Origin of the sequence: Halomicrobium zhouii, assembly GCF_900114435.1 — an archaeon.
GTDB lineage: Archaea > Halobacteriota > Halobacteria > Halobacteriales > Haloarculaceae > Halomicrobium > Halomicrobium zhouii.
In genome coordinates this window covers 149,026-164,812 of record NZ_FOZK01000005.1, presented here as the reverse complement: position 1 = coordinate 164,812, position 15,787 = coordinate 149,026, and the positions used below count along the sequence as shown (strand labels likewise).

Sequence of the window (15,787 nt, the reverse complement as noted above, 5' to 3'; positions counted from 1 at the left end):
ATAAAACGCCTCGTCAGTTCGTCTTGCCGCCGGGATCCTTCTCCGGTTCCGCCATCACTTCCTCCTCCGTGACTTCGAGCCCCTCGGCGGCCTGGGCGACCTCGGTCTCCTTCTCGGTGTTGACGTGCCAGCGGTCGACGGAGGTCTCGTAGTCCGCCAGGCGATTGGAGACCCGTTCCTTCAGGTCGTCGTCGTTGACGTTGACCTCGAAGACGTACTCCGGCCGGTCGTCGCCGTTGACGCGCTGGAGGTTCGCGCTGACGAGTTCGTTGTCGAAGTAGTAGGGCGCGATCTGGGTCATCACGTTCTTGTACACCTTGTCCTCGACGGCGCGCAGGGCCTTTCTGCCGGCCGAGTCCGCGGCGCGCGCGACGTAGTCCAGGCTCTCGCCCCAGGATTCGACGGCGTCCTCGGGTTCGTCGAGGTTCTCGTAGGAGTCGGCCAGTTTCTCGCCCGCGGTCCGGAGGTCGTCGTCGGGGTCCTTGCCGGCCTTCTCGCCCTTGCCTTCGCCGACGCTCGCCTGCTCGGCGGTCTTCTCGTTGACGTCGTCGTCGAGGCGTTCGTGGCTCTTGGGTCGCCACTCGTCGAACCCGTCGAGGGCGTCGCTGCCCACTTCCTCTTCCACGTCTTCGTCGTCGGCCAGGTCGTGTAGCGCCTGTGTGATGCGTTCGCCGTGCTCGACGACGTCGACCCAGCCGCCGCGTCGTTTGAAGCCGGAGACGCTCTCCTCTATGTCCTTCATGGTAGCTCAGAATACTCGTGCGGCACCGCCCAGGGGTGGCTGCGTCGGGGGGCCATTCGTCGTTAGAGGCCGTAGTCGATACTGACCCATAAACCTTCTAGTAGGAGAGACAGTGACACCCGCAGTGACATTTTTTGCCGTGGCACCCGAAGCAGAGTCACCATGCCATCGGCACTGATCGTCGTCAGCGAACACGGCTACTGGGGCGAAGAATGTATAGACCCGCTGACAGCGCTGGACGCGGCCGACGTCGACGCCACCGTCGCGACGCCGTCGGGCGACCCGCCGGAGATCGACGAGCGCTCGGTCGACCCCGACAGCGTCGGCGAGGAGGAGGCCGAGCGGATCCGCGAAATCCACGAGACCGACGAGCGCCTGAACGACCCGGAACCGGTCGCGACGGTCGACGCCGCCGACTACGACGCCGTCGTCTTCCCGGGCGGCCACGGGGCTGAGTGGGACGTCAATCAGGACACCCACGCCCGCGCGCTCCTGCGCGACGCGGTCGAGGGCGAGGAGGGCACGGCGCTGGTCGTCTGCCACGCCGTCGGCATCCTGGCCTTCACCAGGAACTCCGACGGCGAGTTGCTCGTCGAGGGCCGCGACGTCACCGGCTTCCCGAACGAGTGGGAGGAGGGCATCGTCGACGAGTACGACCGCCTGCCGGACGGCCGGAAACTCCCCTACTGGGTCGAGGACGAGGTCGTCGCGGCGGGCGGTAACTGGGACGCCGAACTGGACGCGGATTCGAGCGTCACGGTCGACGGCGACCTGATCACCGCACGGGGGCCGGAGTCCTCGACCGAGGCCGCCCAGACGCTGATCGACGAACTGGGCGTTGCCGCCCAGTAGAGACACCCATACGCCGATTTTTGCGTCGCATAACTATGCGACCGGCTACGCTACATGTGGGGTATGACGCGTGATCAGACCCGACGGAGATTTCTTCGAGTAGCCGGACTCAGTGGCGTCGTCGCGCTCGCCGGGTGTGGCGAGGGTGGCGATGGCGGTGACGGTGGCGACGGTGGCGCCGAGACGGAGACCGAGGCCGACGGCGAGGACGGCGGTTCTCCCACGGAGACGACGACGACGAGCGAGGCAGACGGCGGCGACGGCGGTGGTGGCGCCGAAACCCGACTCTCCTGGCACGCTGGCGGCCAGGGCGGGACCTACTACCCGCTCTCGAACGAGTTCAAGACTATCGTCGAGGACAACACCGACTACACGCTGAACGTCCAGTCGACGGGCGCGAGCGTGGAGAACGTCGGCAGCCTGGCCAACGGCGACGCCGACTTCGCGCTCATCCAGAACGACGTCGCGTCGTTCGCGAAGAACGGGACGGGCATCGAGGCCTTCGAGGGCAACCCCGTCGAGAACCTGCGAGGCGTCGCGACGCTGTACCCCGAGACGATAACCATCGTCACGCTGGCGGACACGGGCATCGAACAGCTCTCCGGCCTGGCGGGCGCGACGATCAACACCGGCGACCTCGGGTCGGGGACGCAGGTCAACGCCCTGCAGATCCTGGAGGCGGTCGGCATCGAGGAGTTCGACGAGCAGAACGCCTCCTTCTCGCAGGCCGCCGACCAGCTCCGGAACGGCGACATCGACGCCGCCTTCGTCGTCGGCGGCTGGCCCGTCGGTGCCATCGAAGATCTCGCCAACACCAACGACATCAACATCGTCCCCATCGAGGGCGAGAACCGCCAGGCCGTCATGGACGCGGCCGACTGGTTCTCGGAGGACGAGATCCCCGGCGGGACGTACTCCGGCGTCGAGGACGCCGTCCCCACGGTCGCCGTCCAGGCGATGATCGCCACCAACGCCGAACAGCCCGCCGAGACCGTCGAGACCGTCACTGCGGCCATCTTCGACAACACCGACCAGCTGTCGATCAAGACGGACTTCATCACCGCCGACTCCGCACAGGACGGCATGTCGATCGAGCTCCACGAGGGAGCGGCCGCCTACTTCGACGCCTGAACCGCGTCGGATGGTCCGGACAGGCGCAGTCCTCGGCGCGTGCGGCGTGCTGGTCATCGTCGTCGCAGCAGGTGCGCTCGGGGCGGCCGGTGTCGGGTCCGCGGTGAGCGGTGCGCTCGACGGGCCCGCGGAGCGGACGCTCGTCGTCGCCGACGTCGAGACCGGCGAGCGGTACCTCTCGACACCGGTCGAGAACGGCACGACGGTGGCGCTGGAGTACACCCACAGCGTCGAGAAGTCCCGCGTCTACGACGAGTACACGGTCCGGGGCGACCGCCTGGAGATGACCCGCATGGAGTTCGAGTCCTACGGCTGGGGGCTGCCCGCCGACGCGAACGTTACCCTGGAGAACGGGACGTTCGTCTACGATCCGGACGGCAACGTCTCGGAGCTGACGGTCAAGCCCGGCCGCGTCGCCGGCCACCGCCTCCACGTCGGTGACAGAACCTACGACCTGGTGAACCGGACCGACGCGCGCTCGGTCCGGATCCACGTGACCAACCGTTCGACGATAGCCGCGACGTTCGAGGATGTGCTTCCATGACTGCCGACCCAGGAGACGACCCAGATCGACCGGACGCCGACGAGGAGACAGACACCGACGCCATCCTTCAGGAGATAGAGCGCAAGCGGTCCATCCGGGGGTGGCTCGCCGTCGCCGTGGCGACCATCGGCATCGCCTTCTCGGCCTTCCAGCTGTGGTTCGCCGCGCGCGGCCAGGCGTTCGAGGTGACGCTCCCGGTGTACGGCGAGTTCGAACTGGCGACGCTCCAGTTGCTCCAGGTCAACGCCATCCACGTCGGCTTCGCCCTGGTCCTCACCTTCCTGATGTACCCCGCGACGACCGGCGACGGGCCGGTGACGCGACGGCTGGCAGCGTTCGGCGAAGGGGTCCGGGATCGGTTCGGCGCCGGTCACCCGGTGACCCGCGGCGTCGAGCGAGTCGGCGACGGCCTGCGGTGGGCCTTCGTCGACCCCGACCTGGACCGGGTCACGCCGATGGATCTGGTCCTCATCGCGATCGCTTTCCTCTCGGTGGCCTACTTCGTCACGGACTTCCAGGAGATCCAGAACATGCGCGTGTTCGGCCTCCGGTCCGGCCGCCCGGTCGTGGAGGTGTTCACGTTCCTCGAACCGGTCGCCTGGCTGTTCGGCCCGCTCGCCGACACCTCATACGCGTTCGCGCTGGGCGTCGTCGGCGTCCTGCTCGTCCTGGAGGCGACCCGGCGGGCGATCAGCCTCTACCTGATGATCATCGTCGCCGCCTTCGTCGTCTACGCGCGGTGGGGGTTCGTGATCCCCCAGGACGCCGCCTACGTCGGCGTGCTCTCCATCCCGCCGCTCTCCTGGGAGTCAATCGTCCAGAACCTCTGGTACAACACGGAGAACGGCGTCTTCGGCATCCCGGTGACGGTGTCGGTGCAGTTCATCTACATCTTCATCCTCTTCGGCGCGTTCCTGGAGATGTCCGGCGCAGGCCAGTGGTTCATCGACCTGGCCTACGCGGCGACGGGCACCCGGAAGGGTGGCCCGGCCAAGGCGTCCATCCTCGCCAGCGGCTTCATGGGCACCATCTCCGGCTCCTCCATCGCGAACACGGTGACGACGGGCGCGTTCACCATCCCGCTGATGAAGCGCTCGGGGTACAGCCCCGAGTTCGCCGGCGGGGTCGAGTCCTCCGCCTCCTCCGGCGGCCAGATCCTCCCACCGGTGATGGGCGCCGCCGCCTTCCTCATCGTCCAGTACACGGCGACGCCGTTCGCCGACGTCATCATCGTCGCGACCATCCCGGCCATCGTCTTCTTCTTCGGCGTCTGGGTGATGGTCCACTTCGAGGCGTCCCGGGTCGGCATCGGCGGCCTCGACCCCGCTGACCTCGTGCAGCCGTGGAACCACCTCCGGAGCGGCTGGTTCTACCTCGCGCCGATCCTCCTGCTGCTGTACTACCTCATCGTCGAGCGCCTGTCGGTCGCCCGCTCGGCCTGGTTCACGCTGATCGCCATCACGGCGCTCATCGCGCTCGTCGCGGCCTATAGCGACGAGACGCGCGGCCGACTCGTCGCCTCGTTCGTCGGGATCTCGCTGCTCGCGTTCGCCTGGAACCTGGTCGGCAGCGCCGACGCGGGAACGGTCGGCGCGGCCCTGAACGCGACGCTCGGCCAGATCGGCTGGATACTGATGGGCGCCGGCGTGCTCACGCTGGCGTCGAAACCGCGGCTGGACTCGTCACTGCTGGAACTCGACCAGCAAGTCGACGACTCGCTGGCCGCCGTCACCGGCTGGATCGACCGGCCCGACCTGCGCGACAACGGCCTCGCCCGATTCGTCGGGTTCATCGGGAAGTCCATGGACGCCGGCGCCCGGACGGCGGTTCCCATCGTCATCGCCGTCGCCGCCGCGGGTGTGATTCCCGGCGTCATCAGCGTCTCCGGCCTCGGCCCGAACCTGGTCGCGCTCATCCGGTCGGTCGCCGGCGGGTCGCTCGTCCTCTTGCTCCTCATCACCGCCGTCTCCTGTATCATCCTCGGGATGGGGATGCCGACGACCGTCACCTACATCATCCTCGTCTCGATGCTCGGCCCCGCCCTGGTCGGCTTCGGCATCCCGGAACTGGCGGCCCACCTGTTCATCCTCTACTTCGGCGTCATCGCCGACATCACGCCGCCCGTCGCCGTCGCGGCCTACGCCGCCTCCGGCGTCGCGAAGTCCGACCCGTTCCAGACGGGCATCGAGGCGTTCTCGCTGTCGCTCAACAAGGCCATCGTCCCCTTCGCGTTCGTCCTCACGCCCGGCATCGTGTTGCTCCGGGAGAACCCCGACGCCGCCGACCTCCCACCCGGCGAAAAGTTCCGGGTCCTCGACGCCGCCGACCTGACCGACCCGGCCTGGGCCATCCCGGAAGTCGTGATCCCGGTCGTCGGCGTCTTCCTCGGTGTCGTCGCCCTGGCGGCGACGGTGATCGGCTACGTCTACGCCGACGTCTCCCGCCTCGACCGCGCGCTGTTCGCCCTCAGTTCGCTCCTCCTGATGGCGCCGAGCCTGGCCGTCTCCGGGACGTACGACCTCCTCGAACTCGTCGGCGTCGCCAGCGGCGAGGTGACGCTGTTTCTCGACCTGGTGCTCCGGGCCGTCGGCCTGCTCCTGTTCGCCGCCCTGCTCGTACGGAACCGTCGGCGGGGGAGTGCGGGTACCGAGTCGGGTCGGACGGCAGAGGCCGTTTGAGTGGGGATTGGGGACGTGTGTTCGCGTGATCAGTAGAGGATGTGTACTGAGCGATTTGGTGGATTCGAATTGTAGACGCGATTGGGGACAGCAACATCTTGAAAGCCCTCGGCGCGCTCGACTCACGGGACTCGCTGCGCTCCTCACTTCGTTCCGGTGCTTACTTCGTCCGGCATCGCCGACCGCCCCTCGCCCTTTCATTCCTCCAGGAACTGCGTCGCTCGCGCGGCCTCACGTCGTTCGCCACGCGCTCGCGATTGACTCCACCGTCAGAGCGAGCTCTGACGAGCCTTGGCTCGCTTCGCTCGCCAAGACACCAAAACCTCCCCGGATTCGCGCCGTCTGGCGCGAATCACGCATCCTGACCGCTCCGCAACCGCTTGGCCGGGAGCGCGTCCCCGAGCAGACGCGAGGGACGCGCGACCAGGGGAAGGGCAGGAGCGGTGCTGACCTGGTGGACTGAAAGGGCGAGGCGGGGTCGACGAAGCACGCCACGTCAAGCACCGGAGCGCAGCGAGGAGCGCAGACTGTGGCGCGCGAGTCGAGCCCGCCGAGGGCTTTCGACGTCTTGCTGTTGGCGATCGTTTAACCAATGCAGTTGAGAATCGCCCACACACACCACACACTCTAAAACACATTCACGCTCACCAACCCCACTCGCGGGAACCCAACATCGTTTAGACCGTGGCGGGCAACGACCCTCCAATGACAATCGAGGACCGGGGCGACGCGTCCGTTGTCACGCACGCCCTCGCACGCGATCAGCTCTCGACGCTGCGCGACGTCGACACCGAACAGGTCGCCTTCCGGAAGGGGCTGGTCCGCCTGGGCCGCATCTGCGGCTACGAGATCATCGACGGCCGGATGGAGACCGAGTACGTCGAGATACAGACGCCGCTGACCGAGACCATGGGCGAGCGCGTCAAGGGGCTCGACGACGTCGTCATCGTCAACGTGCTCCGGGCGGCGACCCCGTTCGTCGAGGGGTTGCTCAAGGCGTTCCCGCGGGCCCGCCAGGGTGTCATCTCCGCCAGCCGGGACGAGGAGGCCGGCCAGGGCGAGGACGGGAGCTTCCCCATCTCCGTCGACTACGTGAAGATGCCGGAGATCACCGAAGAGGACACCGTCATCGTCGCCGACCCGATGCTGGCGACGGGGTCGACGATGGTCGCCGTCCTCGACGAGATACTGTCTGGGTCGCCCGAGCCCGAGAACCTGATCGTCCTCTCCGCGGTGAGCGCGCCGCCGGGGCTCGTGCGACTGAACGAACGGTTCCCCGACGTCGACCTGCTCACCGTCTCTATCGACGACGAACTCGACGACGACGGCTTCATCGTCCCCGGCCTCGGCGACGCCGGCGACCGCGCGTTCCGGACGACGTGAGCCCGGAAGCCACCGCCTACTTCGACGATCCGCGAACCCTCTCGTTTCGGGTGGAAACCACCAGTGGGTAGGACGACAGATCCGAAAAATCGGTATTATTCTCCATTTGAAACGGTGGTCGTATTTCGAACGTGCGCGAAAACTAGTCGGACGACGAACCGTGCTGCCTGTGAGTGGACGCCTGCTGCTCGCGGCTCCCTCTGGTCGGCGCTGGCTTGTCCGCCGACCGCTCACTCCGTTCGCGCCCGACCGCTCGTCGCGCTAGCGATCCTGTCTCGCAGGTCGTCGCTCTCGACGACCGGCACGCGAACGTCGAACACCACTTCCTCGGCGTAGTCGGCATCGAACTCGACGCCGGCGCTCTCCAGGATGCCCCTGACGTCGCCGGAGTCGTCGTACTCGACGGTGACGGAGAAGCGCTCGTGGGGCCGTTCGGTGACGACGCCGGCGTCGTCGACGGCATCCTTCACGGCCCGGGAGTACGAGCGGGCGAGGCCGCCGACGCCGAGGTTCGTCCCGCCGTAGTAGCGGGTGACGACGGCGACGGCGTTCTCGACGTCGCGCTGCTGGAGGACGTTGAGCGCGGGCTTGCCGGCGCTGCCCGAGGGTTCGCCGTCGTCGCTGGAATACTCCCGGAGCGGGTCGGCCCGGACGCGATAGGCCGGGACGTTGTGGGTGGCGTCGTCGTACTCGTCCGCGACCCTCGCGACGAACGACTCCGCCTCGTCGACGGTCGTGACGGGCGCGACGTGGCCGATGAACTCCGAGCCCCGGACTTCGAAGGCGGCCCGGCCTCGCTCCCCCACCGTCCGGTACGCCTCGTCGTCGCTACTCACGTCCGTCGGTTGGGACCTCCCGCTCTTCGCTCTTGCCCTCGCCGACGGAGCGGCCGTAGACCCATCGGAGGATGAGTCGTCCCTCCACCTCGTCGCCACCGAGCGACTCGGGGCGGTTCGGCGCCGACACCGTGACCTCGTGTTCGTCCGGGGTCGGCAGGGCCACCGACTCGTCGCGGACGGCGACCGACAGGGGCTCGCCGGCGTCGAGTGCGTCCTCGATTCTGCGGAGGGGGTCGGTAAAGGGCGCCCGTTCCTTCGCGTCGCGGTTCTCGCCCCACCCGGCCTCGGAGCTATCGACCGACCGCCCGGCGAGGACGGCGTTGACCGCTGCGCCGACCAGCAGGACGAACCCGCTGAAGTAGAGCCACGTCAGGAGCAGGAGGACGGTGCCGAGGACGCCGTAGCGCTCGCCGACGCTGGCGACGGCGACGTAGTAGCGAAAGAGGAACTCCAGGACCGTCCAGCCGACGGCCGCCAGGATTGTTCCCGGCACGATCTCGCGGACGGTGACGTCCTCGTCGGGGAAGAGGTAGAACAGCGGCAGGAAGACGATGGCGAGGCTCGCCGTCGAGACGACGGTGCCGAGGAGGCTCCCCACCTGCCCGTCGCCGAAGGTGACCACCGAGCCGATGACCCCCGCGACGCCGAGGCCGAGGCCGACCGCTGCCAGCGCGACGATGGCGTCCGTGAAGGAGTCGACTAGCCCCTTCTCTGTGGTGACGTCGTAGATGTCGGAGAAGGCCTCGTCGAGGCTCCGGAAGATCTTGATGGCTCCCCAGAGGAGCACGCCGACGCCGAGGACCGAGAGGCTGGTCTGGGCGGTCGCCTCTCTGACGGTGCTGGTCACCAGGTCGCTGGCGTTCGGCGAGAGGTACGTGGTCATCGCCGTAATCACCTCGACGGCGGTGGCCTGGTCGTCGACTCTGCTGACGAGCAACAGGACGACGAGCATGAACGGGAGCAGCGAGACGAACGCGTGGTAAGCGATCGAGCCCGCCATGAACGTCAGCCGCTCGGCGCGAATCTCTCGCCAGACGGCCCGGCCGAGGGCCCCGGCTCGTCGGTGGATGCGCATGCGTATGGTTGGGTCGCCGGCCGGAAAACCGAGTTGACGAGGGGCATCGTGTCTGCCTCACCGTTTATTACGCTGAAGATAGAAGTCCCCGCAAGGAGTCCCCAGTCAATGATCGACGTTCAGGAAAACATCGACCTTCTCAGGAAGTCAGGACGCTTCGACACCGAGGAGGAGTTCCTCGAAGAAGCGTTCCGGGCGTTACTGGAGAAGCGACCGGAGCTCCGCGTCGAACTCGCCGTCGAGCAGTACAAAACCGGGGACGTGAGCCTCAATCGCGCGGCAGAGCTCGCCGGGTATAGCCCGGAGGAGTTCAAGGAGATACTGCAGGACCGCGGCGTCGGCCGGAATATTGGCTTCCTCGACGAAGACGAACGTGAGAGTCGCCTCGAAGGACTGGAGTAGGAGGTTTTCAGATGGTCGTCGTCGATAACAACGTTTTGAGTTCGCTGGCGAAGATCAGCCGTCTGGAACTGCTTCCCGGCCTGTTCGACGACGTCGGCACAGTTTCGTCCGTCTTCGACGAACTCAGTCAGGACGCCGTCGCCGGATACGAGTTTGTCGGACGGATCGACGACGTCAAAGCCTATCGAGGCGGGTGGCTAGAAATTCGCTCGCTGACCGAAGCCGAACTCCAGTTGGCCGACGACGTTGCCGATGCGACGCTCGCGTTTACCGACGCAGAATGTATTGCAGTGGCACAGAATCGTGACGAGCGGCTCCTAACCGACGACGGACATGCGGGCGAAATGGCTGCTCAACGTGGTGTTGAGGTGTGGGATCTGAAACTACTTCTGGAAGCGGCGCTTGTGAGAGACCTCATTGCGTCGAAGTCGGCCCTTTCATCGGTGATCGATTCACTCCGTGAGAACGACGGCTATCGGTTTTCGGAGCAGGATCGGGCCGATCTGTTCGAGTATCTGTGAGTTTGGGATCGTCGGTAACTGGAGACTCACATCGCGTGGCTTGCTTCGATTCATCCTGAACGGTTATCCGGACTGGCGACGTGCCACAGCAGCGGCCAGTAAGATCAGGGCAGCGGAGGCAGCGGTTAGCGTAAAGCCAGCACCATCTTCCCCGGTCGCGTACGGCGTTCGTTCCTCCGTCTCATTCGTGCGTGAATCGACCGGCGGTGCCGTCTCTGTTTCACCCGGCGTCGCAGTCTGGGCCGCAGTGGCCGACTCCGTCGGCGTCTCGGGCAGTCCGCTTTCGGCTGTGTACAGGGTGACGGCCGGGCCTGCAGGTTCGTACTTGCTCGCCCCGTGGAACGGCACCTCGCCGAGCCCGTAACCGAACTCTACGGCAAACCGATCCCCGTCCTGTAGCCCGGCTGGTTCGTATTTGTCTTTCCCGGCCAGATATTGGGGGAACTCAAGCACCCCCGTGTCGACGAGGAAGTACGTCGTTGCCCCGTTCCGGTAGATCGTCACGTTCTCGGGCCCCAACCGTGGGACCTTCGGCGGGCTGTGACTATCCATGTTCGTCTGGACGATTCGGAACCCTGCCTCCCCGTCGAGCGCGTCGAAGAACCGCGCGGTCGGCGAGCCGGCACCTGCGTCGAGGTCAGTTGCGAGTCGCTTGGAGTCGACGACCACGACAAGCGTTTCACCGGCAACCATCCGCTCGGTGGGGAGGATAGATCCGCTCGTTATCCCCGTGTGGACTGCGGTGGCGTTATCTAAGTCAGTCTCCGTCGTACTGTACACAGCAACGTCACCGGAGTCACCTGCCCCGGTTGCCGACACAGGGGCGACAGAGAGCGACGCAACGAGACACACAGTGCACAGGGCAAGCACTAATAGCCGCCTTGGAAGGGAAGACCGCGCCACCCCGTGAACCAGTTTCATTCTCACTCGATTTCGATACGCCGCACGAACTCGAACGCGCGGAGTTCGTTGATGAGTTCCCCGGGCAGGTCCTCGTCGGTGATGACGTACAGCACGGGTTCGTCGGTGAACTCCGGGTCCTCAGAGATGACCTGGCGGATGGTGAGCTCGTGGTCGGCGATGGCGTCGGTGACGGTGGCGACGATGCCCGTCTCCTCGGCGTCCCGCACCGCGACGGTGAGGACGGTGAGGTCGAGCACCGGCGCGAGATCCATCAGGCTCGGGATGGCCGAGATGTTCGTGAAGATGCGCGTCAGTTCCTCGTCGTCGAGGATAGCGCTCGTCGTCGCGTCGACGACCCGGCGGTCGACGCCCACCTCGCGGGCGATGCCGGTGTTGGGGATCTCGATCCCCCCCGAGACGACCCGGCCCTCCTCGTTGACGGAGAAGCCCCGTTCGAGCAGCAGGCGGATGACGGCCTGCTGGCCGGGGGAGTCGGAGAACTTCTCCATGATCTCGTCGAACGTCGCGCCGCCCGGTGGGCCGCCGTCGCTCATCGCTTCCCTCGCATCCGCCTACAGCTCCCCTTTCGTGCTCGCCACGTCGCCGCGGCGCTCGTCGATGCGGGTCGCGTCGTCCAGCGAGCGCGCGAGGCCCTTGAACAGCGCCTCGATCTCGTGGTGGGCGTTCTCGCCCGAAACCTCGACGTGGAGCGTGAGGCCGGCGTTGTGCGCCAGCGAGCGACAGAAGTGCTCGGCCATGGTGCTCGTCAGCCCGCCGACCCGGCCCTGGGAGAACTCGCCCTCGAACTCGAAGTACGGCCGGCCCGAGACGTCCACGACGACGCTCGCGACGGCCTCGTCAAGGGGCACCCGGCGGTCGGCGAAGCGGACGATGCCGCGCTTGTCGCCCAGCGCCTCCTCCAGGGCCTCGCCCAGCGTGATGGCGACGTCCTCGACGGTGTGGTGCTCGTCCACCTCCAGGTCCCCGTCGCAGGTGACGGTGAGGTCGAACAGCCCGTGCGTCGCGAACGAATCCAGCATGTGGTCGAGGAAGCCGACGCCGGTGTCGACCGTGGAGTCGCCGTCGCCGTCGAGGTCCAGGGTGACCTCCACGTCGGTCTCGGCGGTCTCCCGGGCGACGGCCGCGGTTCTGTCGGTCATGGTTCGACTGTTTCGGCCCTCGTACTTGGCGATTGCGTCTAGGAGAGGTTGTTTTGGGTGAGAGTGTCGGTTGAGGTGGGGATTCTTCGGCCTACCCCCTAGCAATCGATCACAGCACCGCGAACAGAGGAAAGCCCTCGGCCCGCTCGGGTCGCGGGGACCACTCTGCGCTCCTCACTCCGTTGCGGTGCTTGAGAGTCCCGGCTTCCCCGACCGAGCCTCGCCCTTTCATCCGCCAGGACCAGCCTTGCTCGCGCGGCCTTCGGCACGCGCTCACGGCTCGCTTCGCTCGCCGTTCGCTCATCCGAAGGCCCCTCGCTCTGCTCGGCGCCTTCCTGCGCTCGCGATTGATGCCGCCAAACCTCCCCGGTCGCGCCTTGCTCACGGCTGGCGCCGTTCGCGGTGAGGTGGCGCTGACGCGCCACCCTCGCGGCGCGACACGCTTCCTGACCGCCCCGCAACCGCCCGGCCGGGAGCGGCTTTCATGCCGCGACCAGGGGAAGGGCAGGCTGCGGTGCTGTGCCTGGTGTCCTGCTGAGCGAAGCGAAGCAGGGCTCGGAAGACGAACAGAGTGAGTCTTCCGGTGGACTGAAAGGGCGAGGGGCGGCTGGCGGCGTAGCCGCCAGCTCATGCGACGGTCGGCGGAGCCGACCGTCCGCTCCGGGAACCCGGGCGCAGTAAGCACCGGAGCGCAGCGAGGAGCGCAACGAGCCCCGGGACTGGAGCCCGCCGAGGGCTTTCGAAGTGTTTGCGGTCAAGTCACTCCCAACTGGTCAGTTCGTATAGTAACCATCTCATCGTCAGACACTCGTCATCGGGGCGTCTGCTGGGGGTTTATGCCCGATTTTCGGCCACGAGTGGACGTGAACTACGAGACGGAGGTGGGTGGAGCGTTGCTGATGGCGTCGGGGTTTTTCTTCTACGTGACGCTGGAGCCCGATATCGTCGGCGCGGTGCTGGTCACCGTCGGCGCGTGGGCGATGGTGCTCCCCCGGGTCGTCCGGTCCGGGACGTCGACGTCGTGGTAATCAGGCGTCGGGGCTCGCGATCGCCTCCCGGCGGCGTTCGGCGACGCGGGCCGCGACGAGGACGACGAGGGCCAGCCCGAGCGGGACGAGCAGGAGTTGCATCGCGAGTGTGGCGTCGGAGCCGCTGATGACGACGCCCATCAGGGCCGGCACGGAGCCGACGCCGAGCGAGGAGGAGACGGCGGCGATGGCGGTGACGGGGCCGCTGTGGTGGGGCACCGCCTCCGTCGCGTAGCTGATCAGGAGCGGGAAGATGCCGCCGATGCCGGCGCCGATGGCGGCGACGCAGGCGAGTATCCACAGTCCCTCGGCGTAGGCGAACGTGACGTAGAACAGCGGGACGAGGCCGACGAGGATGGGAAGCAGGAGTCGAAGGTACCCGATGCGGTCGGCGACGCGGCCGTAGACGAATCGTGCGGGGACGTAGCCGGCGATCATCACAGAGAGCGTGATGCTCGCCAGGTGGGAGGGGAGTTCGCCGCTGGCGTAGGTGGGCAGCCAGATGAACAGGCCGCCCTCGACGCCGGTGCCGAAGAACATCGCCGCGGCCATGCCGACGACCTCCGGCCGGCGGAGGAGCTGGGCGACCTCCGCGCGGTCGATCGGTTCCTCGGAGGACTCGACGGCGGGCGCGTCGAGGCGCCAGACCAGCAGGGCGAGCGCGCCCATGCCGGCGGCCAGCGCGTAGTAGGTGAGCCGCCAGTCGAGGAGGGCGACGGCGACGATGACCAGCAGCGGGCCGACGACGGCGCCGGCGGCCCACGCCATGTCGTAGTAGCCGTACACCCGCCCGCGACTGTCGGGGTAGAAGTGGCTCAGCAGCGGCCGGTTGAGCCCGCGGACGACGCCGTTCATCGTCCCGCGGACGAGGACGGCCAGCAGGAAGACGGCGAGCATGGGAGCGATCGCCATCGCCAGCAAGGCGAGGGCGCTCCCCACGAGCCCGAGCGTGACGAAGCGCTGGGCGTCGAGGTGGCCGGCGCCGAAGCCGACGAACGCGATGACGACGAGGTAGCCGGCGGTCCCGGCGGGCGCGATGAGGCCGAGTTGCCACTCCGGCGCGTCGAACGTCTCGCCGAGTTCGACGATGACCGGACCGCGGGCCATCATCGCGATGCCGGCCAGCACCATCGCCGCGAAGATCGCGAGCGTCCAGAGCCGCCTGTTCGACCCGACGTCGCTGGCCGGCCCGTCGTCGGCAGGCGAGCCATCCGACGGAACAGCCGACGAAGACTCCGACGACGCATCGGCCGACGACGGCTCGTCCGACGACGGCTCGTCCGACGACGACGTATCGGCCCGGTCGTCCGACCGCGTCACGCCCCACCCTCCCACGACGCCGACGGTCCCACGCGCCGGCCAGCAGGGGCTATCTGTGCGGTCATGCCCGTTCCTGCGTACCGGTCGGCAAAAGCGTTTCGAGATCCTCACTGACTAGTCAGTCAGCCGGGCCGAAGCGCCCGACTGCGGCGGCCCCACCCTGCACGACTACGGCGGCTCTACAGCGCGTCGCGCGCGTCCGCCAGTGAGAAGCGTCCCTCGTACAGCGCGCTCCCGACGACGACCGCGCCGGCACCGGCGTCCCGCAGCGCCACGACGTCGTCGACCGTCGCGACGCCGCCGCTGGCGATCACTGGAATCTCCACCGCGTCGACGACGTCCCTGACCGGCTCGGTCCGGACTCCCTCCAGCTGCCCCTCGACGTCGACGTCCGTGAACAGGATGGCACCGGCGCCCAGGTCCTCGTACCGCGCGGCGGCCTCGGCGGGGTCGAGTCCGGTCCCCTCGGTCCACCCCGAGACGACGACTTCCCCGTCCTTCGCGTCCAGACTGACGACGACGCTGCCGGGGTGCTCGTCGCTGATCTCGGCCACGAGGTCCGGCTCCTCGACCGCTGCCGTCCCGAGGATGACGCGGTCGACGCCGCGGTCGAGCAGCGAAACGGCGTCCTCGGCAGTGCGAATCCCTCCACCAAGCTGGACGTCCACGTCGACCGCGTCGAGCACGGCGTCGATGGCGTCGGCGTTCTGTCGCTCCCCCTCGAACGCTCCGTCGAGGTCGACCAGGTGGAGCGTCTCGGCGCCCGCCGCGACCCACCGCTCGGCGGCCTCGACGGGGTCGCCGTACGTCTTCCCGGTCCCGCGCTCGCCCCCGACGAGCTGGACGACCTGCCCGTCCTGCATGTCCACCGCCGGAATCACCTCGAACGTCTCGAACATGGCTTGTGGTGGTCGCGGTGCCCGTGAAAGCGTGTCGGTCCCGTGTGTTGGAGTGACCGCTACCGCCGGAGCAGTAGACGTTACCAAGAACAGCACGAAAGCCCCCGGTCGCTGGAGTCGCACGACTCGCTGTGCGCGCTCGCTTGCGCTCGCGTGCTTACTTCGTCGTGCTTCCCCCCAGCGACCGGCCCCTTTCAGTCCCGTCCCGTGGATTGACCGTCGAGCAGTATTGCAAGGGTCGGCCCTTCTTGCTCTTGTTGGAACCAGCGCTGGCGCTATCACCTCGAACAATCGCTCCCGAAGCCTTATC

At 67.4% G+C, this 15,787-nt stretch carries 16 protein-coding genes; 8 read left to right on the top strand and 8 right to left on the bottom strand.

Going from position 1 to position 15,787, the window contains the following annotated elements:
- Positions 1-13 precede the first annotated feature (13 nt).
- Positions 14-742, bottom strand: coding sequence for a DUF5828 family protein (locus tag BM337_RS19200; protein WP_089819006.1), 729 nt, complete (start codon positions 740-742; stop codon positions 14-16).
- A gap of 162 nt (positions 743-904) precedes the next feature.
- Between BM337_RS19200 and BM337_RS19195 the strand changes: the two genes are divergently transcribed.
- From BM337_RS19195 to upp, 5 genes are all read left to right on the top strand, one after another.
- Complete coding sequence (locus BM337_RS19195; protein ID WP_089819004.1) at positions 905-1,594, top strand: type 1 glutamine amidotransferase domain-containing protein; 690 nt, start codon at positions 905-907, stop codon at positions 1,592-1,594.
- Positions 1,595-1,657: 63 nt separating this feature from the next.
- Positions 1,658-2,725 carry a TAXI family TRAP transporter solute-binding subunit gene (locus BM337_RS19190; protein ID WP_089819199.1) on the top strand — a complete coding sequence of 356 codons (1,068 nt, stop codon included), beginning with the start codon at positions 1,658-1,660 and terminating at the stop codon, positions 2,723-2,725.
- 10 nt (positions 2,726-2,735) lie between these two features.
- Positions 2,736-3,269, top strand: coding sequence for a DUF1850 domain-containing protein (locus BM337_RS19185; protein ID WP_089819002.1), 534 nt, complete (start codon positions 2,736-2,738; stop codon positions 3,267-3,269).
- A complete protein-coding gene (locus tag BM337_RS19180) occupies positions 3,266-5,947 on the top strand; it encodes a TRAP transporter permease (RefSeq protein ID WP_089819000.1) in 2,682 nt (893 codons plus the stop codon). Before BM337_RS19185 ends, BM337_RS19180 begins: the two co-directional genes overlap by 4 nt.
- Before the next feature lie 705 nt (positions 5,948-6,652).
- Positions 6,653-7,330 carry a uracil phosphoribosyltransferase gene (gene upp, locus BM337_RS19175; RefSeq protein WP_089818998.1) on the top strand — a complete coding sequence of 226 codons (678 nt, stop codon included), beginning with the start codon at positions 6,653-6,655 and terminating at the stop codon, positions 7,328-7,330.
- Between the two features lie 230 nt (positions 7,331-7,560).
- On the opposite strand, the gene BM337_RS19170 is transcribed toward upp, so the two are convergent.
- Both BM337_RS19170 and BM337_RS19165 read right to left on the bottom strand, forming a co-directional pair.
- The gene (locus tag BM337_RS19170) at positions 7,561-8,166 is read right to left on the bottom strand and encodes an IMPACT family protein (RefSeq protein ID WP_089818995.1); all 606 of its coding nucleotides are present in this window, start codon (positions 8,164-8,166) and stop codon (positions 7,561-7,563) included.
- Positions 8,159-9,244, bottom strand: coding sequence for a YihY/virulence factor BrkB family protein (locus tag BM337_RS19165; RefSeq protein ID WP_089818993.1), 1,086 nt, complete (start codon positions 9,242-9,244; stop codon positions 8,159-8,161). Before BM337_RS19165 ends, BM337_RS19170 begins: the two co-directional genes overlap by 8 nt.
- 48 nt (positions 9,245-9,292) lie before the next feature.
- Here BM337_RS19165 and BM337_RS19160 point away from each other — a divergent pair, with 48 nt between their 5' ends.
- Both BM337_RS19160 and BM337_RS21330 read left to right on the top strand, forming a co-directional pair.
- Positions 9,293-9,646 (top strand): UPF0175 family protein, encoded by a 354-nt coding sequence (locus BM337_RS19160; RefSeq protein WP_245778708.1) that lies wholly within the window; start codon positions 9,293-9,295, stop codon positions 9,644-9,646.
- 11 nt (positions 9,647-9,657) lie between these two features.
- A complete protein-coding gene (locus tag BM337_RS21330) occupies positions 9,658-10,167 on the top strand; it encodes a PIN domain-containing protein (RefSeq protein WP_177227735.1) in 510 nt (169 codons plus the stop codon).
- 63 nt (positions 10,168-10,230) lie between these two features.
- Here the strand turns inward: BM337_RS21330 and BM337_RS19150 are convergent, their stop codons facing one another.
- From BM337_RS19150 to hisB, 3 genes are read right to left on the bottom strand one after another with little or no spacing between them, the layout of a single operon-like run.
- A complete protein-coding gene (locus tag BM337_RS19150; RefSeq protein WP_177227733.1) occupies positions 10,231-11,088 on the bottom strand; it encodes a hypothetical protein in 858 nt (285 codons plus the stop codon).
- A 2-nt stretch (positions 11,089-11,090) separates the two neighbouring features.
- Complete coding sequence (locus tag BM337_RS19145; RefSeq protein ID WP_089818987.1) at positions 11,091-11,624, bottom strand: TrpY family transcription regulator; 534 nt, start codon at positions 11,622-11,624, stop codon at positions 11,091-11,093.
- A gap of 18 nt (positions 11,625-11,642) precedes the next feature.
- Positions 11,643-12,230 carry an imidazoleglycerol-phosphate dehydratase HisB gene (gene hisB, locus BM337_RS19140; protein WP_089818985.1) on the bottom strand — a complete coding sequence of 196 codons (588 nt, stop codon included), beginning with the start codon at positions 12,228-12,230 and terminating at the stop codon, positions 11,643-11,645.
- An 863-nt stretch (positions 12,231-13,093) separates the two neighbouring features.
- On the opposite strand from hisB, the gene BM337_RS21325 reads away from it, so the two are divergent.
- Entirely contained in the window at positions 13,094-13,258 is a 165-nt protein-coding gene (locus BM337_RS21325; protein WP_177227731.1) for a hypothetical protein, read from the top strand.
- Here the strand turns inward: BM337_RS21325 and BM337_RS19135 are convergent, their stop codons facing one another.
- Positions 13,259-14,578: an MFS transporter gene (locus tag BM337_RS19135; protein ID WP_245778707.1), complete on the bottom strand. Its 1,320-nt coding sequence runs from the start codon at positions 14,576-14,578 to the stop codon at positions 13,259-13,261.
- Positions 14,579-14,757: 179 nt separating this feature from the next.
- Entirely contained in the window at positions 14,758-15,477 is a 720-nt protein-coding gene (gene hisA / locus BM337_RS19130) for a 1-(5-phosphoribosyl)-5-[(5-phosphoribosylamino)methylideneamino]imidazole-4-carboxamide isomerase (protein ID WP_089818983.1), read from the bottom strand.
- Positions 15,478-15,787: the final 310 nt, after the last annotated feature.

Bases quoted from the DNA above. Each gene is read 5' to 3' on its own strand.
- BM337_RS19200 (WP_089819006.1), bottom strand. From the start codon at position 742: ATGAAGGACATAGAGGAGAGCGTCTCCGGCTTCAAACGACGCGGCGGC.
- BM337_RS19195 (WP_089819004.1), top strand. From the start codon at position 905: ATGCCATCGGCACTGATCGTCGTCAGCGAACACGGCTACTGGGGCGAA.
- BM337_RS19190 (WP_089819199.1), top strand. From the start codon at position 1,658: ATGACGCGTGATCAGACCCGACGGAGATTTCTTCGAGTAGCCGGACTC.
- BM337_RS19185 (WP_089819002.1), top strand. From the start codon at position 2,736: ATGGTCCGGACAGGCGCAGTCCTCGGCGCGTGCGGCGTGCTGGTCATC.
- BM337_RS19180 (WP_089819000.1), top strand. From the start codon at position 3,266: ATGACTGCCGACCCAGGAGACGACCCAGATCGACCGGACGCCGACGAG.
- upp (WP_089818998.1), top strand. From the start codon at position 6,653: ATGACAATCGAGGACCGGGGCGACGCGTCCGTTGTCACGCACGCCCTC.
- BM337_RS19165 (WP_089818993.1), bottom strand. From the start codon at position 9,244: ATGCGCATCCACCGACGAGCCGGGGCCCTCGGCCGGGCCGTCTGGCGA.
- BM337_RS21330 (WP_177227735.1), top strand. From the start codon at position 9,658: ATGGTCGTCGTCGATAACAACGTTTTGAGTTCGCTGGCGAAGATCAGC.
- BM337_RS19150 (WP_177227733.1), bottom strand. From the start codon at position 11,088: ATGAAACTGGTTCACGGGGTGGCGCGGTCTTCCCTTCCAAGGCGGCTA.
- BM337_RS19145 (WP_089818987.1), bottom strand. From the start codon at position 11,624: ATGAGCGACGGCGGCCCACCGGGCGGCGCGACGTTCGACGAGATCATG.
- hisB (WP_089818985.1), bottom strand. From the start codon at position 12,230: ATGACCGACAGAACCGCGGCCGTCGCCCGGGAGACCGCCGAGACCGAC.
- hisA (WP_089818983.1), bottom strand. From the start codon at position 15,477: ATGTTCGAGACGTTCGAGGTGATTCCGGCGGTGGACATGCAGGACGGG.